Annotated in this window: 20 protein-coding genes and 1 pseudogene; 11 read left to right on the top strand and 10 right to left on the bottom strand. The window is 47.8% G+C overall.

The window, feature by feature from the left end; all coding sequences use genetic code 11:
* A pseudogene (locus tag L4D06_RS24380) lies at positions 1-1173 on the bottom strand (hypothetical protein); the annotation flags it as partial.
* Between the two features lie 453 nt (positions 1174-1626).
* Between L4D06_RS24380 and prfC the strand changes: the two are divergent.
* From prfC to deoD, 7 genes are all read left to right on the top strand, one after another.
* Positions 1627-3216 carry a peptide chain release factor 3 gene (gene prfC, locus L4D06_RS24375; RefSeq protein ID WP_274163694.1) on the top strand — a complete coding sequence of 530 codons (1590 nt, stop codon included), beginning with the start codon at positions 1627-1629 and terminating at the stop codon, positions 3214-3216.
* A gap of 88 nt (positions 3217-3304) precedes the next feature.
* Entirely contained in the window at positions 3305-4075 is a 771-nt protein-coding gene (locus L4D06_RS24370) for a TatD family hydrolase (protein ID WP_429742032.1), read from the top strand.
* Between the two features lie 199 nt (positions 4076-4274).
* Positions 4275-5513, top strand: coding sequence for a NupC/NupG family nucleoside CNT transporter (locus L4D06_RS24365; protein ID WP_274163692.1), 1239 nt, complete (start codon positions 4275-4277; stop codon positions 5511-5513).
* 600 nt (positions 5514-6113) lie between these two features.
* On the top strand, positions 6114-6887 hold the full coding sequence (deoC, locus tag L4D06_RS24360; RefSeq protein ID WP_274163691.1) for a deoxyribose-phosphate aldolase: 774 nt from the start codon (positions 6114-6116) through the stop codon (positions 6885-6887).
* A 66-nt stretch (positions 6888-6953) separates the two neighbouring features.
* Positions 6954-8285: a thymidine phosphorylase gene (deoA, locus tag L4D06_RS24355; RefSeq protein WP_429742030.1), complete on the top strand. Its 1332-nt coding sequence runs from the start codon at positions 6954-6956 to the stop codon at positions 8283-8285.
* Between the two features lie 11 nt (positions 8286-8296).
* The gene (locus L4D06_RS24350; protein WP_274163689.1) at positions 8297-9517 is read left to right on the top strand and encodes a phosphopentomutase; all 1221 of its coding nucleotides are present in this window, start codon (positions 8297-8299) and stop codon (positions 9515-9517) included.
* A gap of 97 nt (positions 9518-9614) precedes the next feature.
* Positions 9615-10340, top strand: a complete 726-nt coding sequence (deoD, locus tag L4D06_RS24345) for a purine-nucleoside phosphorylase (protein WP_028023798.1) — start codon at positions 9615-9617, stop codon at positions 10338-10340.
* Between the two features lie 104 nt (positions 10341-10444).
* Here deoD and L4D06_RS24340 read toward each other — a convergent pair whose 3' ends face one another.
* Positions 10445-11053, bottom strand: a complete 609-nt coding sequence (locus L4D06_RS24340; RefSeq protein WP_274163688.1) for a YtjB family periplasmic protein — start codon at positions 11051-11053, stop codon at positions 10445-10447.
* A gap of 179 nt (positions 11054-11232) precedes the next feature.
* On the opposite strand from L4D06_RS24340, the gene serB reads away from it, so the two are divergent.
* Complete coding sequence (gene serB, locus L4D06_RS24335) at positions 11233-12198, top strand: phosphoserine phosphatase (protein ID WP_274163687.1); 966 nt, start codon at positions 11233-11235, stop codon at positions 12196-12198.
* Positions 12199-12239: 41 nt separating this feature from the next.
* Here the strand turns inward: serB and L4D06_RS24330 are convergent, their stop codons facing one another.
* Positions 12240-14576, bottom strand: coding sequence for a PilZ domain-containing protein (locus L4D06_RS24330; protein ID WP_429742027.1), 2337 nt, complete (start codon positions 14574-14576; stop codon positions 12240-12242).
* Positions 14577-14720: 144 nt separating this feature from the next.
* On the opposite strand from L4D06_RS24330, the gene radA reads away from it, so the two are divergent.
* Complete coding sequence (radA, locus tag L4D06_RS24325) at positions 14721-16100, top strand: DNA repair protein RadA (RefSeq protein ID WP_274163685.1); 1380 nt, start codon at positions 14721-14723, stop codon at positions 16098-16100.
* Between the two features lie 107 nt (positions 16101-16207).
* On the opposite strand, the gene L4D06_RS24320 is transcribed toward radA, so the two are convergent.
* From L4D06_RS24320 to ettA, 3 genes are all read right to left on the bottom strand, one after another.
* Complete coding sequence (locus L4D06_RS24320) at positions 16208-17248, bottom strand: peptidoglycan DD-metalloendopeptidase family protein (RefSeq protein ID WP_429742025.1); 1041 nt, start codon at positions 17246-17248, stop codon at positions 16208-16210.
* 70 nt (positions 17249-17318) lie between these two features.
* Complete coding sequence (locus L4D06_RS24315) at positions 17319-17690, bottom strand: PilZ domain-containing protein (protein ID WP_274163683.1); 372 nt, start codon at positions 17688-17690, stop codon at positions 17319-17321.
* A 173-nt stretch (positions 17691-17863) separates the two neighbouring features.
* A complete protein-coding gene (ettA, locus tag L4D06_RS24310; protein ID WP_274163682.1) occupies positions 17864-19531 on the bottom strand; it encodes an energy-dependent translational throttle protein EttA in 1668 nt (555 codons plus the stop codon).
* A gap of 515 nt (positions 19532-20046) precedes the next feature.
* Between ettA and sltY the strand changes: the two genes are divergently transcribed.
* Together sltY and trpR are read left to right on the top strand one after the other, a co-directional pair.
* On the top strand, positions 20047-22017 hold the full coding sequence (gene sltY, locus L4D06_RS24305; protein ID WP_429742022.1) for a murein transglycosylase: 1971 nt from the start codon (positions 20047-20049) through the stop codon (positions 22015-22017).
* A gap of 130 nt (positions 22018-22147) precedes the next feature.
* Positions 22148-22441, top strand: coding sequence for a trp operon repressor (gene trpR, locus L4D06_RS24300; RefSeq protein WP_274163680.1), 294 nt, complete (start codon positions 22148-22150; stop codon positions 22439-22441).
* A 67-nt stretch (positions 22442-22508) separates the two neighbouring features.
* Here the strand turns inward: trpR and yjjX are convergent, their stop codons facing one another.
* The 4 genes from yjjX to L4D06_RS24280 form a co-directional block, all read right to left on the bottom strand.
* Positions 22509-23036, bottom strand: coding sequence for an inosine/xanthosine triphosphatase (gene yjjX, locus L4D06_RS24295; protein WP_274163679.1), 528 nt, complete (start codon positions 23034-23036; stop codon positions 22509-22511).
* Positions 23037-23049: 13 nt separating this feature from the next.
* Positions 23050-23901, bottom strand: coding sequence for a sterol desaturase family protein (locus L4D06_RS24290; RefSeq protein ID WP_429742035.1), 852 nt, complete (start codon positions 23899-23901; stop codon positions 23050-23052).
* Positions 23902-24177: 276 nt separating this feature from the next.
* The gene (locus L4D06_RS24285; RefSeq protein ID WP_429742020.1) at positions 24178-24840 is read right to left on the bottom strand and encodes a spondin domain-containing protein; all 663 of its coding nucleotides are present in this window, start codon (positions 24838-24840) and stop codon (positions 24178-24180) included.
* Positions 24841-24853: 13 nt separating this feature from the next.
* A complete protein-coding gene (locus L4D06_RS24280) occupies positions 24854-25516 on the bottom strand; it encodes a spondin domain-containing protein (RefSeq protein WP_274163676.1) in 663 nt (220 codons plus the stop codon).
* Positions 25517-25559 lie beyond the last annotated feature (43 nt).

Genomic DNA, 25559 nt, shown 5'->3' with positions numbered 1-25559 from the left:
GACCACCACATTGAATGCGGTGTCGCCCGCAGCAACGGAGACGGTGAAACTGCCGTCAGCGGCAACAGGGATCTCGGTGCCGTTTACGGTCACGGTGGTGCCCGTGAAGTCGACGTTCTTGTCGGCACTGTCACCAGCCAGRGTCAGGCTCACTGTGGTGTTRGTGGTGCTCGCGTTGGTCAGGGTGACGGTAAAGGTGGCGTCATCGCCTTCACTGACCGTGGTGTCAGACACGCTGGCCACTTCAGGGCGGTCGTCATCACCGCCAGACGTTGGGTCTTCTCCTGGCTCGTCAGTGACTAGTCCATCATCTGAAATAGTTGCACTGCCTGAATCTGCCAGAGTTTGGCTGCCAAGGCTGGCAGAGATATCGAGGTTAAACGATTCATCGCCTTCAAATACCGGGCTGCCGCTATCATTAAAGGTTGGGATTATAACGTTGAAGGAAGTGACATTACCGAGGAGTTCTACTGTACCTGTTAATTTGCCGTCAATCAGTGTAAAGACGACACTCTCCCCGTTGACTTCGACGGTTAGGCTGCCGTCTGGGTTGAGGGCAAAGTCACTGTTGTCAGTTGCACTATTGTTAAGAATCAACGTGTATGTAATATCACTGTTTACAGGGTTACCCAACTCGACGTTAAAGGTGACATTATCACCTTCATTCACTTCGCCGCCGTCAGACACGGTAAGGGTAGGTAAATCGTTAGCTGCCGAACTAGATGCCTCGTTTATATCTCTTGCATTTGAAGAGCTACGTGCTGTTGCCTCAGTATCATACCCAGCTTGTGCGAGGGTTTCTTTGCCGATACGGCTTTCTAACGCCGATGTTTGTGAACCAGTGTTTGTCGGTGAATTACCCGCAGCTGTTGCTTCCAATTCTTGCGTCGGGTCGAAGTCTTCGTTGAGGAGCAATTCTTGAAGTGCTGCAATTTCATCATCGACAGCGAATTCAGCGGTTGATGCGCTGTCAGATCCAACATTACCTACAGGAATAAAAGATCCATCCTCCAATTCAAGAAGCGCTCCTGAGCCAGGGGGGAGGAGGAGTTCAGTACCGGATTGCAGCTCTGCTAACTCGGTAACGGGAACTTCTTTACCGTTAATTTTGACGTGAGCGTTACCGTTTACTGAAACTACTTTTGCAGCCTGCTTGGTGATAATCGAATCCATGAATATTATTCCTGCAGCAAGTTAAATAAATGCGTGTATCTAAAGCGAAACATAAGTTTCATCTATATTACTATGCAAAGCAATGGATAGGGGGTCTGTTGTTGCTCAAAAATGCCAAAAAAATGACTCAATTTGTAAATTTAAGTTAAAGTCTGGTTAATTTTTGACCACATTCAGGTGGTTGAAATATAGAGGATTTCAATTTAAATGCGATTAGTGTCAAAAAATTGATGTTGTTAGAGTTGTGTTGTCATTCTTGGACAGTGCTTTTAGTTCAATGCGCATCTCATGGCACTTGATTATTTAAAAGCAGCGAAAGCGAGGGGTTTCTTTAGCCAACCGTTGAGAATGGTATCTAGATCGTACAAAATACCCGCCGATTTGAATTGATGTACAATACGGCGAAAGTCTTCCTCTTTATTCGTTGATTGTCTAACCCGGAAAAACCTAAGCATGACAAATTCACCATTCCATCTAGAAGTTGGCAAACGACGTACGTTTGCGATCATTTCGCACCCAGATGCTGGTAAAACCACCATCACTGAAAAAGTGTTGTTGTTCGGAAACGCACTCCAAAAAGCCGGTACGGTAAAAGGTCGTGGCTCTAACCAGCATGCGAAATCTGACTGGATGGAAATGGAAAAAGAACGTGGTATCTCTGTGACCACTTCTGTGATGCAGTTTCCTTATAATGATTGTTTAGTAAACCTGCTGGATACACCGGGACACGAAGACTTCTCGGAAGATACTTATCGTACATTGACGGCGGTTGATTCCTGCTTGATGGTTATTGATGCCGCTAAAGGTGTTGAAGACCGTACACGTAAGCTCATGGAAGTTACCCGTCTTCGTGACACGCCGATTGTGACCTTCATGAACAAATTGGACCGCGATATTCGTGATCCAATGGAAGTGCTTGATGAAGTTGAAACCGAACTGAAGATTGCGTGCGCCCCAGTATCTTGGCCAATTGGTTGCGGCAAAGAGTTTAAGGGTGTTTATCACATCCATCGCGACGAAACGATTTTGTATCAAACGGGTCAAGGCCACACTATTCAAGAAGAACGCATCATTAAAGGGTTAGATAACCCAGAGCTTGATGTGGCGATTGGTGAAGATCTTGTCGCGCAGCTTCGTGACGAACTAGAGCTCGTGATTGGTGCATCTCATGAGTTTGACCAAGAGTTGTTCCTTCGTGGTGAACTAACACCTGTGTTCTTTGGCACGGCATTGGGTAACTTTGGTGTTGACCATATGCTAGATGGCCTGACGGAGTGGGCACCAAAGCCGCTGGCTCGCCAAGCACATGAACGTGCTGTTGAATCAAGCGAAGAGAAATTCAGCGGCTTCGTGTTTAAGATCCAAGCGAATATGGACCCTAAGCACCGTGACCGTATCGCATTTATGCGTATCGTGTCTGGCAAATACAGCCAAGGCATGAAGATGAAGCATGTTCGTACCGGCAAAATGGTATCCATCTCTGATGCTGTTACCTTTATGGCGGGTGACCGTTCACGCGCTGCTGAAGCGTATGCTGGTGACATTATTGGCTTGCACAACCATGGCACCATTCAGATCGGTGATACATTCACACAAAGTGAAGATTTGAAGTTCTCGGGTATTCCTAACTTTGCCCCGGAATTGTTCCGCCGTATTCGTTTGCGTGATCCGCTGAAGCAAAAGCAGCTTCTGAAAGGTTTGGTTCAATTATCAGAAGAAGGGGCGGTACAGGTATTCCGCCCGTTGATCTCCAATGACCTAATTGTGGGTGCGGTAGGTGTTCTTCAGTTTGACGTAGTTGTGGCTCGTTTGAAATCTGAGTACAACGTAGAAGCTATTTATGAGCCTATTAACGTTGCAACCGCTCGTTGGGTAGAATGTTCTGATGCGAAGAAGTTGGAAGATTTCCAGCGTAAGAACCAGTCAAACCTAGCGCTTGATGGTGGCGATAACCTTAGCTACATCGCGCCAACAATGGTTAACTTGAACCTGACGCAAGAACGTCACCCCGATGTGAAATTCAGAGCGACTCGCGAGCACTAATCCCTCGCAAAGAAATGTTTTGCTTCAGAAAAGCCGTCGGACTCGACGGCTTTTTCGTATGCTACAAATGGAGCAATAAGGATTTAGTATGATTGATACCCATTGCCATTTCGATTTCCCGCCTTTTGATGCTGACGCTAACGAGTGGGTAGCTCGCAGTTATAAAGCGGGAGTCCATCATCTTATTGTTCCTGCCGTTGCAGTTAGCAACTGGAAGCGCGTTGCTGATCTTGCCAATTCGTACCGCAGTATTTCCTACGCCTTAGGGCTTCATCCTGTTTGGCTTGGCTCCCATCATGAAGACGATCTTAAAGCGCTTGATGAGGCGCTCTCTCAAGCGTCTGAAGGGTGTATCGCTGTGGGGGAGTGTGGGTTAGATTTTGCCATTGATAATCCAGAGCCTGAAAAGCAAAAAATGTTTCTTCGTGCGCAGCTTAAATTGGCCGAAAAATACCAGTTACCAGTCATTTTACATTGCCGAAAAGCGCACAATGAATTGCTACAAATTCTTAACGAGTTTCCTAAGATAAACGGAATTTTGCACGCTTTTAGTGGCAGTGAGCAAATAGGGCTTAACTACATTCGACGTGGTTTTTTGCTTGGAATAGGGGGAACGATCACTTATGAACGGGCAAATAAAACCAGAAATGCGGTCAAAGCATTGCCACTTTCATCCATGGTGTTGGAGACCGATGCGCCGGATATGCCGATTTTCGGGTTTCAAGGGGAGCCTAATTTACCAGAGCGATTACCCCTAATTGCGAAGGCGTTGTCTCAAATAAAAGGTGTCGATGTTGAAGAAATTATTCAAGCAACATCACAAAATGCTGAAGCTTGTTTCGTGTTTAGGACGATATAGCCATCGTTTGCCCAATCGTTTGCGTCGTGCATAGGTCACAAAAATAGATCTACATCACTCTTTTGTGTGAATTGCAGTGAATTTTTCACTTAAACCGTGACTCATGCATTCCTTTGCAGCGCGTCCCGTGAGTATAATCGCCGCCGGAATAACACTCCCAATTTGTCGAGACGCCAAGACTTTCTTAGGAACCCATATTATGAGCCTGATTATGAGCATTGTAGGGATGGTTGTACTGCTGTTAATCGCCGTACTTCTGTCTGACAACCGCAAAGCAATCAACCTTCGCACCGTTGGTGGTGCGTTTGCTATCCAGTTTATCCTGGGTGGTTTTATCCTTTTCGTTCCGTGGGGCCAAACCCTACTGAATGGTATGGCGAATGCCGTACAAAATGTTATCAACTATGGTAAAGATGGCATCGGTTTCCTATTCGGTAGCCTAGTTAACTTTTCTGTCGATGGCATCGGTTTTATCTTTGCTTTCCAAGTTCTGCCAACCGTTGTTTTCTTCTCTGCGTTGATCAGCGTACTTTACTACCTAGGCGTGATGCAGTTGGTTATCCGCATTCTGGGTGGCGCTCTTCGCAAAGTACTTGGTACCTCTCACGCTGAGTCAATGTCTGCGACTGCAAACATCTTCGTTGGCCAAACTGAAGCACCATTGGTTGTTCGTCCTTACGTTCCTAAAATGACCCAGTCAGAACTGTTCGCAGTAATGTGTGGTGGTATGGCATCTGTAGCAGGTGGTGTACTAGCAGGTTACGCAGCGATGGGTGTTCCTCTTTCTTACCTAATTGCAGCGTCGTTCATGGCAGCACCAGGTGGTCTTCTGTTCGCTAAAATCATCAAGCCAGAAACTGATCAGCCTATTGACCAGTTCGGTAAAGATTCAGACGAAGAAGAAGATAAGCCTGCAAACCTTATCGATGCAGCTGCTGGCGGCGCATCATCAGGTATGCAACTTGCGCTAAACATCGGCGCAATGCTTCTTGCTTTCATCGGTCTTATCGCGCTAGTTAACGGTATGCTGGGTGGCATCGGTGGTTGGTTCGGTATTGAAGACCTAACGCTTGAATTCCTGTTGGGTAAAGTCTTTGCTCCGCTTGCATTCCTAATCGGTGTTCCTTGGGCTGAAGCTGACCTTGCAGGTTCTTTGATCGGTCAGAAGATTGTTGTGAACGAGTTCGTTGCGTACTTGAACTTCACGCCAATGATTCCAGACTTGTCTGATAAGACCGTTGCAATCATCTCGTTCGCATTGTGTGGCTTCGCTAACCTGTCTTCAGTAGCAATCCTACTGGGTGGCCTAGGTAGCATCGCACCGACGCGTCGTCATGATATCGCTCGCTTCGGTATGAAAGCAGTTGCCGCTGGTACGCTTTCTAACCTGATGAGTGCAACGATTGCTGGTTTCTTCCTGACTCTGTCAATGATGTAATCACAGCAAATTGCTGACTGTAAAAGCCGCCTTCGATAGGCGGCTTTTTTGTGCCTGTTATTTGTGGTTTTGATAGGGACGTTTAACTGAGTATCGAAACATACATTCCCCATCAATAAGACAGGGCAAAGCTGTGCAAGCGGATATAGTTGGTTTATTACCCTTGCTGCGACGTTCTGTTGGCTATATTGCGCAGTCTCTCTTGATGGGAGTGGTTGCATTGGTGGTTTGGACACCAAGGGCAACAAAGTGTTTTTCAACAGAAACAGGTAACACCTAGTCGTGCTCGCAGAACATTGGTAAAATTGGTGAGCACTGTCAAAGATTCAGAAGGTACATTTCATATATTTTCACTTCTGTTTCATCACGACAGCGGAACGATGAAATCTTAATGCCCAAACGCCGATGATGCATAGCACACGTTGCGGTTGGGTTTGCACCCTCGATATTGATGATAGAGGGTGTGCGGCAACAAGGAATGTTGATTGGCGATGGTATTGCCAAACTTCAAGGAGCCAAGTCCGCTCATCAGATTGTGACGTGCCAAATATGGCCGTTCAGTTTGTTACTTGGTTTTGAATATTTAGACTGGAGAAAGTCATGAGCGATCTACAAGCAGCAGCCCTACGTGCCCTAAAATTGATGGATTTGACCACCCTTAACGACGACGACACTGATGCGAAGGTGATTGCGCTGTGTGAGAGTGCGAAAACCCCTGTTGGTAATACTGCTGCTATCTGCATCTACCCGCGTTTCATTCCTGTCGCGAAAAAACAACTTCGCGAACAAGGCACGCCAGAGATCAAAATTGCTACCGTCACTAACTTCCCACACGGCAACGATGATATCGAGATTGCCGTGGCTGAAACTAAAGCGGCAATTGCTTATGGAACAGATGAAGTTGACGTGGTTTTCCCATACCGCACGCTGATCGCTGGCGACGAGAAAACCGGTTTTGAACTGGTTAAACAAGTGAAAGAAGCGTGTGGCGACATCACCTTGAAAGTGATTATCGAAACCGGTGAGTTGAAAGAGGCAGCACTGATTAAGCGCGCTTCTGAAATCTCAATCGAAGCGGGCGCAGATTTTATCAAAACCTCAACGGGTAAAGTGCCAGTTAACGCGACGCCTGAATCTGCTGAAATCATGCTGACCGTGATCAAAGACATGGGTGTAGCGCAGAAAGTGGGCTTCAAGCCAGCTGGCGGCGTTCGTACAGCAGAAGATGCGGCTGACTACTTGGCAATGGCAGATCGTATCTTAGGTGGTGACTGGGCAGACAGCGCGCATTACCGTTTCGGTGCATCTAGCTTGCTTGCAAACCTTCTTAATACCTTGGGTGAAGGTGAAAAAGCGGCGGAAGGCGGTTACTAAGCCTTTTGGTAGGGGAGTGAATACGCTCCCCTGATGTTGTTGATCACTGAGATCGTGAGGTCGACCATGTACCTTCCCCAAGAGATAATCAGAAAGAAGCGTGACAATATTGCGCTAACGACTGAAGAAATTAACTTTTTCATCCAAGGCATTGCCAAAGATACGGTGTCCGAAGGACAAATCGCAGCGTTTGCGATGGCGGTGTACTTCAATGATATGACCATGGATGAGCGTGTTGCACTGACATGTGCCATGCGCGATTCCGGCATGGTGATCGATTGGTCACACATGAATTTTGATGGCCCAATCGTCGATAAACACAGTACTGGCGGTGTGGGCGATGTCACTTCGTTAATGCTTGGCCCAATGGTGGCAGCATGTGGTGGCTATGTACCGATGATCTCAGGCCGTGGCTTGGGTCACACAGGCGGTACGCTAGACAAACTTGAGTCTATTCCTGGTTATAACATTACCCCGACCAATGACGTATTTGGTCAGGTAACGCGAGATGCAGGTGTTGCGATCATCGGCCAAACGGGCGATCTGGCTCCTGCCGATAAACGTGTTTATGCGACTCGCGATGTGACAGCAACCGTCGACAATATTTCGCTGATCACAGCGTCAATTTTGTCGAAGAAATTAGCGGCGGGTTTAGAGTCGCTAGTAATGGATGTCAAAGTAGGCTCTGGCGCTTTCATGCCGACTTACGAAAAATCCGAAGAGCTCGCGAAATCAATCGTGGCGGTAGCAAATGGTGCGGGAACACGCACAAGTTCATTGCTGACCGACATGAACCAAGTCTTGGCCTCTAGCGCAGGTAATGCGCTTGAAGTGAAAGAAGCGGTACAGTTTTTAACTGGCGAATATCGTAACCCTCGCTTATATACCGTTACCATGGCTTTGTGTGCTGAAATGCTGATGATCAGTGGTTTGGCGAAAGACAAAGATCACGCGATGAACAAACTGCAAGCCGTGCTGGATAACGGCAAAGCGGCAGAGTGTTTCGGCAAAATGGTGGCAGGCCTCGGTGGCCCACTCGATTTCGTTGAGAATCACAGCAAATATCTCGCGACTGCTGGCGTGATAAAACCCGTGTTTGCGAACGCCTCAGGCTTTGTGTCTGCGATGGATACGCGAGCGATCGGTATGGCTGTTGTGGGTTTAGGTGGCGGACGCCGTGTTGCGAGCGATACAATTGATTATTCAGTGGGCTTTAGTGACGTCATTCGACTCGGAATGCGCGCTGATAGCACCACGCCACTGGCGGTTGTGCACGCTAATAATGAAGAGCAATGGCAACAAGCGGCAACAGCGCTTCAGTCAGCCATGGTTGTTTCAGAACTAGCGCCACAAGCAACACCGGATGTTTACCGTCAGATTGGCCCAGAAGACGTCTAAAGGAGGCGATCATGAAACGTGCGATAATTTTGGTTCTCGATTCTTTCGGGATCGGAGCTTCAGCAGACGCCCATACATTTGGTGATGTGGGCGCCAACACTCTCGGTTCAATCGCGAAAGCGTGTGCTGCAGGGGAAGCGAATAATGAAGATCGTCATGGTCTGTTGACGTTACCGAACCTAAACAAGCTGGGTCTAGGCAAAGCCTGTGAAGAAGCCTCGGGCTACTTCCCAGAAGGCTTAGACGCAAACGCAGAAATCATCGGCGCTTATGGTCATGCTCAAGAGTTATCGTCGGGCAAAGACACGCCGTCTGGTCACTGGGAAATTGCTGGCGTACCTGTTTTGTTTGATTGGGGATATTTCACCGACAAAGAAAACAGCTTCCCGAAAGAACTCACCGATCGCATTCTTGCGCGTGCAGGCATCCCTGATTACTTGGGTAACTGCCATGCATCAGGCACAGAGATTCTGGACAGACTAGGCGAAGAGCATATGAAGACAGGTTTGCCTATCTTCTATACCTCAGCAGACTCGGTGTTCCAAATCGCATGTCACGAAGAAACCTTCGGTTTAGATCGTCTGTTAGAGCTTTGCCAAATTGCGCGTGAAGAGCTGGAAGATTACAACATTGGCCGCGTTATCGCGCGTCCGTTTGTGGGTGAAGGCAAAGGTCAGTTTGCACGTACGGGCAACCGTCGTGATTTGTCAGTGGAGCCGCCAGCGGCGACTGTGCTGCAAAAGCTGGTAGAAGAAAAATCGGGCGAGGTTATCTCCATTGGTAAAATCGCCGATATCTACGCGCACGTGGGTATCACCCAGAAAGTGAAAGCCACGGGCTTAGAAGCCTTGTTTGATGCGACGAAAGACGCCATTCAAACCGCAGGTGATAGCAGCCTTGTGTTCACCAACTTTGTCGATTTTGACTCACATTACGGTCATCGCCGTAACGTCGCGGGCTATGCAGCTGCGCTGGAATACTTCGATGGCCGTTTACCTGAAATCATCGACATGTTGGATGAGAACGATGTGCTGATCCTGACGGCTGATCATGGTTGCGATCCAACCTGGCCTGGTTCAGATCACACACGTGAGTATATTCCTGTGTTGGTATATGGCAAAAAGGTTCCAGCAGGCTCATTAGGACGCCGTGAAACCTTTGCTGATATTGGCCAGACTCTGGCGGAATACTTCGGTACTTCCGACATGGAATACGGTAAATCATTCCTGTAATACCCCGTGGAACGCCGTTGCGATGACGATGAAGTACCGCATCGCAACGAGATGTTCGACTGGTTGAATCCGAATTTTGATCAAAAGGAAAAAACAAATGGCAACTCCACATATCAATGCTGAAATGGGTGATTTTGCAGACGTAGTTCTGATGCCGGGTGACCCGCTACGTGCTAAATACATTGCAGAAACTTTCCTGCAAGACGTTAAGCAAGTTTGTGATGTTCGCAACATGTTTGGTTACACTGGTACTTACAAAGGTCGTAAGATCTCTGTGATGGGCCACGGTATGGGTATCCCATCATGCTCAATCTACGCGACTGAGTTGATCAAAGATTTTGGCGTGAAGAAAATCATTCGCGTAGGTAGCTGTGGCGCGGTGCGTGAAGACGTGAAATTGCGTGATGTAGTTATCGGTGTTGGCGCATCTACCGATGCGAAAATCAACCGTACTCGTTTCAACGGCCATGACTTTGCAGCGATTGCTGACTTCGAAATGACCCGTAACGCGGTAGATGCAGCGAAAGCAAAAGGCATCAACGTACGCGTAGGTAACATTTTCTCTGCCGATCTTTTCTACTCACCAGAGCCAGAATTCTTCGACACTATGGCGAAGTACGGCATCCTAGGTGTAGAAATGGAAGCGGCAGGCATTTACGGTGTTGCAGCAGAATTTGGTGCGAAAGCACTGACTATCTGTACCGTATCTGACCACATCAAGACTGGTGAGCAAACAACGTCTGAAGAGCGTCAAAACACGTTCAACGAGATGATCGAAATCGCACTTGAATCTGTGCTGCTTGGCGACGCTGACGAAGCGTAAATTTTGCCGAGTAACAGAAACGACAAAGGATGGCTCAGGCCATCCTTTTTGCGTTTACGTGAGGAGTAGGGGCTTGGGGGTGAGATTCTAGGAACCGTTCTTGCTCAATCATTACTCTTTAGCAAAAACGTCGACCGCAACAAATCTTTCCTGTTCGCAAAGGTGAAAATCAGAAGCGCTCCCGTCACAATCGCGACCAAAATCATAGCGCGTACCAAATTGATACTTTGCTCCAAACGGTTAGACGCAGCCTTAATCACATTGCCGTGTTCCAACGTAATACGCACGAACCCGACCATGTTGCCATCTTCTGCTACAGGCTCTACAAGTTGCAGCCTGCCAATGCTTGCCACGGATAAAGGCGTATTTAACCCTGTTAATTGCTCAAGTGGCATCGCGCCAATGGAGCTGACAACGAGGTTACCTCTCATGTCATACACGGCAGCATCCAAAATCAGATCTTCGTGTTGAAGATTCGCCACGATGCTTTGCAGCGCATCTATATCATCGTTGGTGATGGCATCATGCGCTGTTGCTGCAGCTTGACGTAAGATCACACGAGAAAGTGATTCTGTCTGATCATATAACATCTTATAGTTACGGTTGTTCAATTGATTACTGTACATAAAGAGCATCATGACAGTGGCAAAACACGCCACAAGAATGATGAACTGCCACAGTTTTTTTAAGCGTTTTTTGTTTATTTGTAGCATAAGCTTTCCAAGCTATGGCGAAGGTATCATAGTCTTCGCATCAAATTAGCGCGTTCTCAGTTTGCTGCCCGCACTCAAAAAATGCAAGTCAGCGCTTGGTTTAACGCGTGGCTGTCGTTAATGTGATCACTCGCACTCTTTGATATAGTAAAGCGAGTTTTCGAAAAGGAATTGATGCAATGGATGCACTTTCAGCTTATCCAATAAAAAAACACACAAAGCTTCTTAACCGTTTTCCTTCTATACGTGGCTTTCGCCCTTCTGACAGCCGTCAAGCAGGCTGGTTACTCTTCGGCCTTCACTTAAGCCCGTCATATCTTGATGATCTTGCCTTTTTAACCGGCGAACAGGTTTTACCTTTAGCGGGTTGGACTGTCGGCCCTTATGAAGTTCTGTTGATGCGCGGTGAACTTACGCCAGAGATTGTCGCGCTTTGCGATGCCTTGTCGTTAGATTGTTCAGGGCTTGATAATATTCCTAATCTTTACGAGCCGGGCTTGGCCTTATTTGATATGGATTCAACGGCTATTCAAATTGAATGTATTGATGAAATTGCCAAGCTAGCTGGTGTAGGAGCGCAAGTCTCTGAAGTGACAGAACGCGCAATGCGCGGAGAGCTCGATTTTGAACAAAGCCTTCGTCAGCGTGTAGCAACATTGAAAGGCACTGATGTGTCTATTTTAGAGCAAGTGCGTGACAACATCCCTTATATGCCAGGCATGCATCGTTTAACCGCATCGCTTCAAGCTCGAGGCTGGAAAGTGGCCATTGCGTCAGGTGGATTTACTTGGTTTTCCGATAAACTCAAAGAAGATTTGTCACTTGCGTATGCGGAATCTAACCAACTGGTGATTGAGAATGGCAAGCTGACAGGCGAATTGTCGGGCGCTGTGGTTGATGCGCAGCGAAAAGCCGATATTTTGCGTGATCTTGCTGAAAGCTATGAATTCACACCGTCTAATACGCTAGCGATTGGCGATGGCGCGAATGACCTTACTATGATGTCAGCAGCTGGTTTGGGTATTGCGTATCACGCCAAACCAAAAGTGCAGCAAGCGGCTCAAGTGGCGATTCGCCATGCCGATCTTGGTGGCGTGATGTGTGTGCTATCGGCCTCTTTATTGCCACAGCGCCTGAGTTGGTAACAACCGCTGGTAACATTGTGGCTTTTGGAAGTGGGGTAGGGTTACCCCATTTCCAGACGCATTAGCACTTCGTCAGTAATATCACTCATCTCACCGTAAACACATAAATCAGCAAATTCATGCTCAAGCTGTGCTGCTCTTTTGGTAGACAGCTTCATTAACTGCTCAGTGGTTTCTGTGCCTAGCCATTGGCTACCATGCTCAATCGGGTGCATCCAATTTCGCACTGCAAAAAACTTACCGCGCTTTTTCGCCCGAGAAATGAAAAATTTCCGCTCTTCTACCGATTGAAAACTCTCGAGTGATCGCGATGTCACATCAATGACAGCACCGTTAGCGATGGTTGCTGCAACATAAAACTCATGTTTCACCTGATCCAAACGGTTGCGCTGGCGTGTTACGCCATTGGCATATTTTGATAAATGTTCACCCAGAACAGGGGCGAGTGAAATCATGCCAGCAGATGCGCTCTGATGCAGAATACGACTTAATTCACTGCCTGGGTAGTTAGTACCAATACCAGATGTCTGCAACGTTTCGCCTCGGCGAAGCAGGAAGTATGGCGTCACTGATAAGCGGGTCAACAACATTTGATGCATCGCGCTTAGTAATGGTGCGTCAGGCATTTTTTCACTGTCTAACAATAGCTTATGCTGGTTGTGATCAATCAGTCTTTGCAAATAATGGCTGCGGTGTTTGCTGTGCCTGTCTTTGAGAAGTGATAGCTTCACCTGCATTCTGTCTTCACTGATTTGAACCACTTTATATGGCACGTTGCCCAGTGGCGCATTGGGGTCAACCCGTTTTAGATCCGTGAATGTCACCGCGACTTCCTGACATTTACTGCCAGAAAAAGGTTCGCTGAGTAAAAGGTTCAAACCATGTGGCGAGAAATCAATGGTTTCTCCATGAAGCTCGCCGCTGATGTGATGAATCAAAATCGTCCCCGTTTTGTGCTGATAGCGAGGTTCTTTTCGCTGAGGCGCCAGTGCAGAAGGGATGGCATCAATCATAGAAATAGGATCGCGTTGATGTACGAATTGATTCAGAGTTCGAGACGGCTGTTTGGGCTTAATAGGTATGCGAAAGTCGCTGTTAACCACCGGTAAGGTTAAGTCTTGAATGGTCGCAATGTGCGTCAGTTCTTCAATTTGGTCAATATACGCCGGAGAAGCTTCCTGTAAGCGTTGAGTATCTTCTTCACTTATCTTTGCCATTGTGACGCGAAGAACCCGCCAAGAGGCCCTCGCGCTGCCAATATGCCAAAATAAACGACGTAATTCGGTCGACAGTTCCGTTGGGCAGGCAGAGAAAAAGAAGGTCTTGTCACTGTGTTGGTGGCTAAAGCAGTACACGAGTGTTTCACTGCTGGTTAATCCATCTAACGCAAGATGTTGCAGGCGTTGCTCTGAAAATAGCTTGTCGATCACCGGCAAGTTGCGTTCGTCGTGCCAATAATCCCACAGAGCACGGTTTTGCTCTGTGATTAGGCCATAACGTAGTTTGTTACCACAAAAAAACAGCGGCAACGATGGTGTTTGCTCAAGGAAAACTTGCTCGTAGCTTCGCGATCGCGTCGATAAAAATTTATCTTCATTTTCGACTCGTGCAGATATGTCCTTTTGTGCACTCTTGGCTTCGATCGCGATTTTAATGCAATCGGTGTTGGAGACAAGACGCAGGCGCAGGCGTTGGAAACTGTCATTGTTTACGTTGAGTTCAACACCAACAACACGGTAATTCAATCCGCTAAACAGTTCAGGTAATTGGCATTCATCGCCTAACTGAGGGAAATAGATAATCAGTGTTGAGCCTGCTTCATAACGAAACGATGCTGGCAGTTTTACTTGCATCCCTGAATTGGAAAGATCGATGGTGGAGCCGTTAACTTCCGTTCCGTCAGGGAGAAAGGCCTGAATTCGACTCGAGAGTTGAATGCGATTTTCACTACGTGACAAATACTGCCCGAAGCGCAGGGGGACGGTTTCTACCGTATCGAGTGACTCGGTTGCGCGCACGTCACCTTGGCGCTGCAAAACTCGATAGCTGTTTGCTGTGTTGTGGAGTTCATCCCAAAGCCCTTGTGTCATATTGCCTTGGTAAACATCAAGACGACGATGATAAACATTGATAGCAACGTCATCGAGCCAATGGTTAATGCCATTGAGGAAGTAGCGTCGACATTCACCCATAACTTTACCGCGCAAGTCGACAGGTCGGCTGCATGCAGACATGAGTTTACGCACTTCCATTTTGATCAGTAAGCGTTCGGAGTTGGTTTCGGTTGGCGTCAGCCTCAAAAGGAGATCATCGAATCCGTCTGTTTCGTACAGTGGAAGGAGTTGATCGTACAGCGCCTTATCGTGGTCCTGCATCATGGTAAAGTCTGGTAGAATCGTGGATTCTTTAACGGCAGTGAAGATGCATAGTTTACCTTTTTTCGCCGAATAATCGCGAAGAGATGCATAAAAGCGCCGTGTCTCGCATTTATCTCATTTTTAGACGTTATTTCAGGAGAAATCATGTCGAAAGCAAAACGTGCCTATGTCTGTAATGATTGCGGCGCTGACTATCCACGCTGGCAGGGGCAATGTTCAGCGTGTGGTGCTTGGAACACCATTACAGAAGTACGTTTAGCGGCATCCCCTCAGGTTGCACGAACCGAAAAATATGCGGGCTATGCCGGAAAAGCCGATGCACAAGTGCAGACGCTATCATCGATAGATCTGCAAGAAGTGCCGCGCTTTAGCAGTGGTTTTAAAGAACTTGATCGCGTACTTGGTGGGGGCGTGGTGCCCGGCGCAGCTATCTTGATTGGCGGCAGCCCTGGTGCGGGAAAAAGTACTTTGTTACTGCAAACCATGTGCTGGTTGGCAAGCCAAATGCCAACGTTATATGTGACAGGTGAAGAATCGCTACAGCAAGTAGCGATGCGTGCCGAGCGTCTGGGTTTGCCGAAAGATAAGCTAAAAATGTTATCGGAGACCAATGTCGAAACCATTTGCCAGATTGCGCACAAAGAACAGCCAAAAATCATGGTGATTGACTCGATTCAAGTCATGCATTGTGCGGATGTGGTGTCTGCGCCTGGCAGTGTTGCTCAAGTCCGCGAATCCGCCGCTGCGCTGACGCGTTATGCCAAACAGCACAATGTGGCAATTTTCATGGTGGGGCATGTGACCAAAGACGGTTCGTTGGCAGGCCCAAAAGTGCTCGAACACTGTATTGACTGTTCAGTAATGCTAGATGGTTCGAACGATAGCCGTTTTAGAACGCTACGCAGCCACAAAAACCGTTTTGGTGCGGTGAACGAGCTTGGCGTTTTTGCCATGACAGGGCAGGGACTTCGTGAAGTGAATAACCCGTCTGCGATCTTCTTGAGCCGTGGCGAAGAAGTGACATCGGGAAGCTCAGTCATGGTGCTGTGGGAAGGCACGCGCCCTTTGCTGGTAGAGATACAAGCATTGGTGGACTACAGCCAGCTATCGAACCCTCGTCGTGTTGCCGTTGGCCTTGAGCAAAACCGTTTGGCTCTGTTGCTTGCTGTATTGCACAAACACGGTGGCCTGCAAATGTCCGATCAAGATGTGTTTGTCAACGTTGTCGGCGGCGTGAAGGTAACAGAAACCAGTGCCGATCTGGCTTTGTTACTTGCCTTGATTTCGAGCTTCCGTGATCGCCCATTGCCACGTGATCTGGTGGTGTTCGGTGAAGTGGGTCTTGCGGGAGAAATCCGCCCAGTACCAAGTGGTCAGGAGCGTTTAATGGAGGCTGCTAAGCATGGATTTACCCGCGCGGTTGTTCCCACTGCCAATGCGCCGAAAAAAGACATTCCGGGCATGAAAGTGTATGGCGTGAACAAGCTATCGGAAGCGCTGTCTGTGTTGGATGAATTTGATTAGAGATTTAGCTTAAAACTAAGCATCGCGCTTGGCATATCGCACAAAAAGAAAAAAGGCACCTGAGTGCCTTTTCTTGTTTGTATGGATAGCGCTATTTGAACAAGCTGTTACTCCGCGCTGTTAGCCTCAGAAGTACTTTGTCCAACCACGCTGTCGGCAGATGCCGTGATGATAGCAGGTTGAGCTACGGCATCAGACGCTAATTGAACTTGTGTTGCGACCATGCTTTCAATCACGCCAACGAGCATTGCCCAGTTCACTTTATCTTCTTCTTTGAACAGTGACTCGAAGTTGTCAGGTGTCCACGCAATAAAGCGTTTCGGGTTCAACGCACGGCTTAGAAATCGCACTTCATAATGCAAGTGTGGTCCGGTAGATAGCCCTGTATTCCCTGACCAGCCAATCAAATCGCCTTTTTTGACAAACTGACCAGTGTTGACATTAAACTTGTCGAGGTGGGCATACAGCGTCATAAAACCAAAGGCATGGTCAATCTTCAGTAAATTACCGTACCCTTTTTTTCGACTCGGGCGCTTGTATTCGACAACGCCATCGGCAGGCGCATAAACCGGTGTTCCGACGTCGGCGGTTAAATCTAGTCCGAGGTGGAATTTTTTATTGCCTGTGACTGGGTGGGTGCGAGAACCGTAGCCGGATGAGCGACGATAACTTTCAATTGGCTGGCCGCTTGGGATCAGTTGCAGCATGGTGGCACGCACGGCTGAGTTGATCACGGCGACATCAAGACGCTCCGTAAGTGGAATATTGCTGTCGTCTTTTTCTAGCCCTAACACTTCTTCTACGCTGGACACACGTTGAGTGAGGTAACTTAGCTCGCTGTCTTTTTCCTCAATCACCTGAGCATACTCTTCTTCTTTGTTGTTGATGAGCTGCTCGAGTTGCTGTCTTTTTTGTTTTAGCGTTTCTAGTTGCCCCACCAGTTCAGAGCTTTGTTCGGTCATACTCTGAAGTGTCTGCTCGGCGGTCTCAGAACGATGATTAAGGTAATAGATTGCCGCTATACTGGCGATAATGCCTACCACTAGGGTAATCAATAACGTCACGATGACTTTCTTGAGTGAAGGGGAAAGCACAAAGTGGCGCGATCCATCTGCATGGGAAACAGCGATTCGAATGTTGTGAGGCATGGTTACTACTACTTAATGTATCTATGCATTTTGCATGTGTGTCTAAACGTCTTTTTCTAAACGTCTTGGATTATACAATATCTTTGAGGTCTGTTAGTTGCCCTAATTCTCGGTGCAGCAGATCGTCATTACCCACGTTGAGTTCAACCAGACGTTTTAAATGGCTGGCGCTATCGATATCAATATGATCGATTTGAAAACGAAGAAAGTCATCACGCTCACTGACCAGCAGCGCTTCCATTGTTATCTCAATGTCAGAGTCATGCAGTTGAAACGTGACGATATAGTCTGCATGGTTTCCTTCAGTCCAATCCTCGGGTGTTGCGAGCAGTGCCCCTTTGAGTGAAAGATCAAGCACGCTCGAACTCCAGCTCTGTTCGTTTTGCGTGATGGTTGCGGCAGTTAGGTAGACTACTCGCGAAAACATACGACGTTCTGGCATCGACAAACTCCCAATACACTTTACACCAGTGTAGGAGAGACGATGCAATATCTCTACTCTTGTGTTTCGTCTCCGTGATGCGTCACTCGTCTCGATGATAAGGGGCTCAATAAGATGTCGATAAAAATAAAAAGGGTCACCGAAGTGACCCTTTGGGTACAGTATGCCCAATATTACTTGGTGACACGCTTGTACTTCATGCGGTGCGGTTGGGCTGCTTGTGCGCCCAACGTTTGCTTCAACCACTCGCTGTATTCGTTGTAGTTACCTTCGAAGAAGTTCACTTTACCTTCGTCACGGTAATCAAGAATATGGGTAGCGATACGGTCAAGGAACCAACGGTCGTGCGAGATAACCATGGCACAGCCTGGGAATTCCAGTAGTGCTTCTTCCAATGCACGCAGGGTTTCTACGTCCAAGTCATTGGTTGGTTCATCCAGCAGTAATACGTTGCCGCCTGATTTAAGCAGTTTTGCCAAGTGAACACGGTTACGCTCACCACCTGACAATTCACCGATACGTTTTTGCTGATCGCTGCCTTTGAAGTTGAAGCGCGAGCAGTAAGCACGTGCTGGAAGCTCAAAGTTGTGGATACGGATAATTTCCGCACCTTCAGAGATCTCTTGGTATACGGTGTTCGAATCCGTCATGCTGTCACGGAACTGTTCAACCGATGCCAGTTGCACGGTTTCACCCAACTCGATGGTGCCGCTGTCGGGTTGCTCAGTGCCACTCAACATCTTGAACAGAGTAGATTTACCCGCACCGTTCGCACCGATGATGCCGACGATTGCACCTTTTGGCACGCTGAATGATAAGTCGTCGATCAACACGCGATCACCAAATGATTTGGTCAGGTTGTTGATTTCGATAACTTTGTCACCAAGACGGAGACCAGGCGGAATGAACAGCTCATTGGTTTCGTTACGGCGCTGGTGTTCGCTGTTGTTCAGCTCTTCAAAGCGCGCCATACGTGCTTTAGATTTAGACTGACGGCCTTTAGGATTCTGGCGAACCCACTCAAGCTCTTTCTCGATGGTCTTTTGACGCGCACTTTCTTGCGACGATTCTTGTTGCAGACGCGCATCTTTTTGCTCAAGCCATGAGGTATAGTTACCTTCCCATGGAATACCTTCACCACGGTCAAGTTCTAGGATCCAGCCTGCAGCGTTGTCCAAGAAGTAACGGTCGTGCGTGATAGCCACAACGGTACCGTTGTAATCCACCAAGAAACGCTCCAACCAACCCACAGATTCTGCATCCAAGTGGTTCGTTGGTTCGTCAAGAAGCAGCATGTCAGGTTTTTCTAGCAGTAGACGACAGATAGCAACACGACGACGCTCACCACCAGATAGATGCTTAATTTTCGCATCCCACTCTGGCAAACGCAGTGCGTCAGCAGCGCGCTCAAGGGCGTTATCAAGATTGTGGCCGTCTTTAGCTTGGATCAGCGCTTCCAGTTCGCCTTGCTCTTTTGCAAGGGCATCGAAGTCTGCATCAGGTTCTGCGTACGCCGCGTAAACTGCGTCTAGACGAGAAAGTGCACCCGCAACATCCGCTACCGCTTCTTCAACGGTTTCACGAACGGTTTTTTCTTCATCAAGCTTAGGTTCCTGTGGAAGGTAACCCACTTTGATGCCAGGTTGTGCACGTGCTTCACCTTCGATATCGGTATCGATACCCGCCATGATGCGAAGAAGGGTGGATTTACCTGCGCCGTTTAGACCCAATACGCCGATTTTGGCGCCAGGGAAAAAGCACAGAGAGATGTCTTTCAGGATCTGACGCTTCGGTGGCACAATTTTGCCAACGCGCGACATGGTATAAACGTACTCAGCCATTTCTGCTCGCGTTCTCTTGTCACATAAAAGGCTTATTCTATCCCAATCCACCCCAAGTTGCAGGTATCAACGAGATAAATCTGGAGCCTATCCGTCATATGAAATTTAAACGTGAAGGGAACCAATTCGTCGATTAGACAACCAATTCATTAAGGGCAAGAAAGCGAAAAGTGCGAAATTCACCGACTCTGATACCAATATTGGAATGGCGGTGAACTGACTCAATGTGTTACTGGCTTCACTATGACGCATTCAGCAACAGTTAATTTGAGGCATTCCTGCTGCCAGTTTGGTATATAACCAAGAGTCCTGAATGTTCGCATCGCGATGTTACTTGGATATAACGCGCATTCGTGGTGTAACGAAACACTCGTAAGAGTGACATCCTCGAGAGTGATATGGCCGAAGCATGAAAGGTATAGATCACAGATTGAATTAAACTTGGTGAAACCTGAATCTTTGACTGGATTGGGTATAAGCTAAATGAACCAGTGCGTTTTGGAGAAGCATACGGAATGCTATCAACAGAAAAATCAATAATTACAAAAAGCTACAGAGCGTCAGTGAGCGGCATTCTTCGTTTGATTCGTTTGGGCAGTATCACGATTTTTTGTACTTCTCTTCCTGTGCAAGCACTGAGTATGGATGAGCAGCGTACCCGCTATGAAAAGGCCATTGCTGCGGTTGAACGCAATAACGTGGCGACATTCACCCAACTGAAGTCAGAGTTGAAAGGTTACCCCCTTTACCCCTACCTTGATTATCGAGAGTTCATGCGCGGATTGAGCGATGCAGAGGTAGCAGAGGTTGAAGCATTCGTTGGGCGTTATGACTCCTTGCCGTTTAAGAACACGGTGCGAGCGCGATACTTAAATGTGTTGGCAGCTCGCGGGGAGTGGACTGAATTGTTGGCATTTCAAACCACACTACCTCGTGGTGAAAGTTATCAGTGCCAGTATTACTACGCTCATAGCCAAGCTGGCGACAAGGCACTCGCTATGTCCGGCGCGAAGTCTTTGTATTTGTCAGGCTCGTCTGTCGACAATGCATGTAACAAGCTTTTTGATGAGCTGAAAGATCAGGGAAAACTCAATAATAGCTTGGTGTTAGAGCGTATGTTATTGGCGTTTGATAATCGAAATACGTCATTAATTCGATATTTGAATAAGCAACTGACGGGCAGCGCCAAGGCCAGTGGTCAGCAGATTATTGCGCTCTATAACAAGCCTCAAGGTGTCGGTGATTTTGCCAAAAAAAGTAAGGTTACCCCGTTTAACCAACGCCTCACTCGCCTGAGTTTTGAACGGCTAGCGCGAATTAAATCTAAAGATGCTGTGGCGCAATTTACGCGAGTCGTGGAAGGCCAACACTATAAAGCGCGAGAGCGACAAGAAATGGCGGATTATGTGTCGAGTCGCCTAATGTCGACCGACGATAAGGTGTTGGCGAAATGGCGTGACAAATGGCTAAAGCAAACCGCCAACGCCTCTCTTTTGGAGCGTCGAATTCGAGTCAGCCTTGTGGAAGCCGATTGGAAGGGCGTTGAAGGCTGGCTTAATGTGTTGTCAGAAAAAGATGCGAAGAAGCTTAAATGGCGTTACTGGCGTGCACGTGTTGAGCTGGAAAAGGGCAATAAAACACTGGCTGATCAGCTATTTGCTGATATGACGGGTAAGCGCAACTTTTACAGTGTTGCCGCAGCTATGCACTTGGAACAACCCATCGATATTCCTTACCAAACAACGCCATTAAACGTCGAGGCACTGAAGCCTTTTAACCCCGCGCTTGATCGTGTGGCGGAGTTATTGGTGCTTGATAAGGTGGTAGCAGCCAAGCGCGAATGGCAGTATTTGTTACAACAAGCCGACGTAGAACAAAAAGCCATGCTAGCGGCGTTTGCGTCTGAGAGTAATTGGTATCACCTTTCTGTGCAGGCCACGATTGCGGGAAAATTATGGGGTCACCTAGAATACCGATTCCCAGTTGCTCACCGCTGGTGGTTCGAGTTTTTTAGCAAAGAGCGTGAATTACCGCTTACTACCTTGCTAGCGCTTTCGCGTCAGGAAAGTGCGTTTTATACCAATGCGGTGTCTCCTGTTGGTGCGCGTGGGTTGATGCAACTTATGCCAGCCACAGCCAAAGAAACCTCGAAAAAGCTTGGCTATCGATATTTAGGTAAGAATACCTTGAGCGATCCGGGGATTAACATTCGCCTCGGAAGCGGATATTTAAGAATGGTGTTGGACCGATTTGATGAGAATCGTATTTTGGCATTTGCGGCTTACAACGCTGGCCCTCACCGTGCGTCACGTTGGTTGAAAAAATCTGACGGAAACTTGGATGCCATTGCGTTTATTGAAGCGATTCCATTTAACGAAACGCGTGGCTACGTGCAAAACGTACTCATGTACGATATCTATTACAGCAAACTGCTTGGCCAACCTCTCGAGCTACTGCAAGAAGGCGAACTTAACCGCCGTTATTAGGTGGAGAGTCTGTGACGGTTAGTAGCATGAAACGGTCAGTACTTCTGGCCGTTCATCGAAATTGTATTATTGAGAGAAACTCTGGCAGTGCGTAAACTATGCCAGAGTTTTTTCTTCCTACGAGGCTAGTATGCAAGAAACGCCTGAGTATTCTGAGTGGCAAGATGTGCTGGATTTGATTCACAGAGCAATAGATTCAGGGCACGAAGCAGAATTGCTTAAAATGCTGCTGACGCAAGATGAACGCACGTCGTTGATCGCCAGAGTGAACATCGTTAATGAGTTGTTGAAAGGCGAAGTAAGTCAACGTCAACTCAGCCAGACGTTGGGTGTGGGTATTGCGACCATCACCCGAGGCTCGAATGAGCTTAAGCAACTCGATGACAGCCAGAAGGCTTGGTTAGGGGAAATATTAGAAAAATAGGACCGAGAGGTCCTATTTTTTGCAAGCGCTTTATGAATGCGGATGCTAACTATGGTTTTACGACAGACTATTTTTCTAATGGCGGAAACAAATCGGGATGCATAAATGGGATAAGCGCTAAGATCAATGCCTGATGATAAACCGAACTTCTTGTTAATAAGTGCCCGGTTAGCATGCCAATCGCGCCGCCTTTTTGTTTGACGTTTTCCTCGTTAAACATCTCATCCATGACATCGCCGAGTTCTTTTCCGGCCTCTAACGCTTTTAGTGCTTGCGGTGGCAAGGGCACAGAAGCAGAACGCGATTCCCCGACACGATTCGATGATTCAATCACCATCCACGCAAAGGTGTAAGGGCTGTCTAGCCCCGCTTCTACACCCACGTAGAAATTCCCATCAATTACCTTCTTCGCGTTGTGTACACGGTTTCGTGCCCCCGCAAGTGTTTCTTCGCTGGTCATGGGCTGATCGGCAACATCGCTGGATACAGAAATACCTTCAAATGTCATATCGTTATCGGGAAAAACAGCGCGAAAAGCGGTTTCTACCGCTGCTATTTTGGCAGGGTTGAGTGATGTGACGATCACTTTTGTCATGGTGCTAGTTTCCTCAACTAAGGCGTTTCTTTGATTTTTCGTTCTGGTCTGAATTGTCTGAGCGAGATGGGCTAAACAACCTAAACGGCAGTGCCAGCAAGCCAGTCAACCAGACGACATGCTTATCCTCTCGCTTCGCTTTAATGCCGATAGTCATGCCGTAATGGCCTTCGTCTGGCTGGGCGCGATAGGTGTGAAAAAGCTTGTCCCAAATAGCAAGATTAAACCCGAAGTTTGAATCACTCTCATAACGATGAATTGAGTGATGAACACGGTGCATATCAGGAGTGACCACCAACACACGCAGCCAGCGATCGATAGCTGGTGGAATCGAGACATTGCTGTGATTAAACAGTGCCATGCCGCTTAGTATCACTTCAAACAAAATCACCGCAACCACCGGTGCCCCAAGCAGGGCAATAGCGGCAATTTTAATGATCATCGACAGCAAGATTTCGAGAGGGTGAAAGCGTGCCCCTGATGTGACATCCAGATCTTTGTCTGCATGATGAACGGCGTGCAAACGCCACAGTAAAGGGATTTGATGAAACAGGCGGTGTTGCAGCCAGATGATGCCATCCAAAGTGATGATACACACTAACACCGACAGCCATAACGGGGCGTTGATGAGATTAAATAGGCCAATACTGTTGTTGGTACACCATAGTGCAAAACCTGCCGCAGCCAATGGGAAGATGGCACGAAGTACGACAGTGTTTAGGATCATCAGCGAGATATTGTTGAGCCAGCGCTTCGCTTTGCTCACGGTAAGCAGGCGCTTAGGAAAAAGCCATTCGGCCAGCCCCATTACCGCAAAAATTGAAAAAAAGGCGAACAGTCGGAAGGTTAATTCCTGCGACTCAATGTATGTCAGCACACGCGCTCCTGCTATGAATGACTGATTATCAGCTTATCACACAATACGGATCTGAATGGCGATCAGAGCAATGCGCGAACTAAACATCGCCCCCCCCAAAAAAAAAGCAACGAATCCCCAAATATGGCTCTACAAAAACTATGCCTTCACAAAAACTATGTCTTCACAAAAAATCACTCACGAAAAAAATGCGCCTAACAGAGGGAATGCTAGGCGCAACGTACATGTTAAATAACGCGTTATTAGCGCTTACCGCTTTGCTAATTACCAAACGCGTTTGATGGTGATTTTTGCGCCTGGATTAAGAAAACGGTGACGGTAGCTAAGTGCTGATGAAGAAAGGCCATCATCTTTTGATAACACACCGGGGTGTATACGGATACGATCCGCATCGTCGCGATCTGCATTAAAGCCTTCGCCGTTTGCTGCTGGCCCAGGAACAGAACCTTGCGATTCGCTGTTGGCCTCAGTGCCTGCATCCCAAACAGGCAATGTGAGTGTGATGCTCTGGCCTGGCTTGAGTTTTCGTAAGTTGATACCGGACTCTGCGACGAGTGCATCGTTGGTGTTAACCAGCATTGATGCCACAGATAGGTAGCGCGTTTTTTGGTGGTTCAGTTGCAGAGTGAATGTTTCCGAAGCGCCGGGAGCAAGTGGAGCGCTGCCCGATACGGTGTCCTCAACGGAACGACGCTTTGTAAACCTCATAACATCGCTGTTGTCACCGCTTTCTGCTAGCTTCTCTAGGGCGACAGAAACAGGTTGCCCGACTTCAAAAAGTTCGAAATGTTTACGGTGAGCGACCAAGGTAACGGGTGACATTGGTTGCGCGTCAGTCAGATTTTCTACCGTAACCGTGTACTCTTTTTGCAAAGGACAACCCGCCAGTACCAGCGCGGTTAACCCAACGAGAGATAAGCGAAACATAGTACGCCCTCCCTTAATAAACCGTGACGGTGATGATGGCAACCGGGTTCAACCAACGGTGTTTGGTGCTATCAAAATCACTGATACCGCCCGTGGCGTTGGTATCGCCAAGGTTACCGGGATGAATATGAACATTTCCATTTGCTACTTCACTGTCAACGCCTGTCCCATTCGAACCAAAGGTGATAAAAGGAGGGGTAGGGACATTGGCGGCCAGCTCATCATTCGCTTCCGTGCCTGCATCATAGCCATTGGCGTTGATGACATAAGTGCCTTTCTTACGCGGGATTTTCCAGCTGTCGACGCCGACGAATGCATCGTTTGAGGGGAGTAACATAGCAGCAATTGAAAGCACATCACCGTGCTGAGTATAAAGATGCGTCGAGGCGGTTTCGCCCGGCGCAAGAATGCCTTCTGCAGGATTGGAGCTGACGGCAGCGCCCGCGCTCAGCGCAAGATCTTCTAATCCGCTGATATCGCCACCTTCGGCCATGGCTTCAACGGCGTCAGAGGCAGGTGTACCAGTTTGAAACAGATTAGCGTCGTCGTGGTGAGCGGCAACAATAAGGGGGGTGAAATAAATGCCGTCAGTCGCGTTTGTAATGCTGACATCGATGTTGGCGGCATTGGCATTAAAAGCCGCGCCCATTGCGATGGCTAAAAGTAGTGGTTTCATATTTCGCTCCATGTTGAATGAAAGGCTCAAATACATTGAGTTA

It is taken from the genome of Enterovibrio makurazakiensis, assembly GCF_050336585.1.
Taxonomy (GTDB): Bacteria; Pseudomonadota; Gammaproteobacteria; order Enterobacterales; family Vibrionaceae; genus Enterovibrio; species Enterovibrio gelatinilyticus.
This window is presented reverse-complemented; position numbering and strand designations above follow the sequence as displayed.

What these genes read in the sequence shown, in the direction of transcription:
- ettA (WP_274163682.1), bottom strand. Translation starts at nt 19,531, where the DNA reads ATGGCTGAGTACGTTTATACCATGTCGCGCGTTGGCAAAATTGTGCCA.
- L4D06_RS24330 (WP_429742027.1), bottom strand. Translation starts at nt 14,576, where the DNA reads ATGATGCAGGACCACGATAAGGCGCTGTACGATCAACTCCTTCCACTG.
- sltY (WP_429742022.1), top strand. Translation starts at nt 20,047, where the DNA reads ATGCTATCAACAGAAAAATCAATAATTACAAAAAGCTACAGAGCGTCA.
- L4D06_RS24370 (WP_429742032.1), top strand. Translation starts at nt 3,305, where the DNA reads ATGATTGATACCCATTGCCATTTCGATTTCCCGCCTTTTGATGCTGAC.
- L4D06_RS24340 (WP_274163688.1), bottom strand. Translation starts at nt 11,053, where the DNA reads ATGCTACAAATAAACAAAAAACGCTTAAAAAAACTGTGGCAGTTCATC.
- radA (WP_274163685.1), top strand. Translation starts at nt 14,721, where the DNA reads ATGTCGAAAGCAAAACGTGCCTATGTCTGTAATGATTGCGGCGCTGAC.
- L4D06_RS24320 (WP_429742025.1), bottom strand. Translation starts at nt 17,248, where the DNA reads ATGCCTCACAACATTCGAATCGCTGTTTCCCATGCAGATGGATCGCGC.
- L4D06_RS24280 (WP_274163676.1), bottom strand. Translation starts at nt 25,516, where the DNA reads ATGAAACCACTACTTTTAGCCATCGCAATGGGCGCGGCTTTTAATGCC.
- yjjX (WP_274163679.1), bottom strand. Translation starts at nt 23,036, where the DNA reads ATGACAAAAGTGATCGTCACATCACTCAACCCTGCCAAAATAGCAGCG.
- L4D06_RS24365 (WP_274163692.1), top strand. Translation starts at nt 4,275, where the DNA reads ATGAGCCTGATTATGAGCATTGTAGGGATGGTTGTACTGCTGTTAATC.
- L4D06_RS24285 (WP_429742020.1), bottom strand. Translation starts at nt 24,840, where the DNA reads ATGTTTCGCTTATCTCTCGTTGGGTTAACCGCGCTGGTACTGGCGGGT.
- deoA (WP_429742030.1), top strand. Translation starts at nt 6,954, where the DNA reads ATGTACCTTCCCCAAGAGATAATCAGAAAGAAGCGTGACAATATTGCG.
- deoC (WP_274163691.1), top strand. Translation starts at nt 6,114, where the DNA reads ATGAGCGATCTACAAGCAGCAGCCCTACGTGCCCTAAAATTGATGGAT.
- serB (WP_274163687.1), top strand. Translation starts at nt 11,233, where the DNA reads ATGGATGCACTTTCAGCTTATCCAATAAAAAAACACACAAAGCTTCTT.
- L4D06_RS24350 (WP_274163689.1), top strand. Translation starts at nt 8,297, where the DNA reads ATGAAACGTGCGATAATTTTGGTTCTCGATTCTTTCGGGATCGGAGCT.
- prfC (WP_274163694.1), top strand. Translation starts at nt 1,627, where the DNA reads ATGACAAATTCACCATTCCATCTAGAAGTTGGCAAACGACGTACGTTT.
- trpR (WP_274163680.1), top strand. Translation starts at nt 22,148, where the DNA reads ATGCAAGAAACGCCTGAGTATTCTGAGTGGCAAGATGTGCTGGATTTG.
- L4D06_RS24315 (WP_274163683.1), bottom strand. Translation starts at nt 17,690, where the DNA reads ATGCCAGAACGTCGTATGTTTTCGCGAGTAGTCTACCTAACTGCCGCA.
- deoD (WP_028023798.1), top strand. Translation starts at nt 9,615, where the DNA reads ATGGCAACTCCACATATCAATGCTGAAATGGGTGATTTTGCAGACGTA.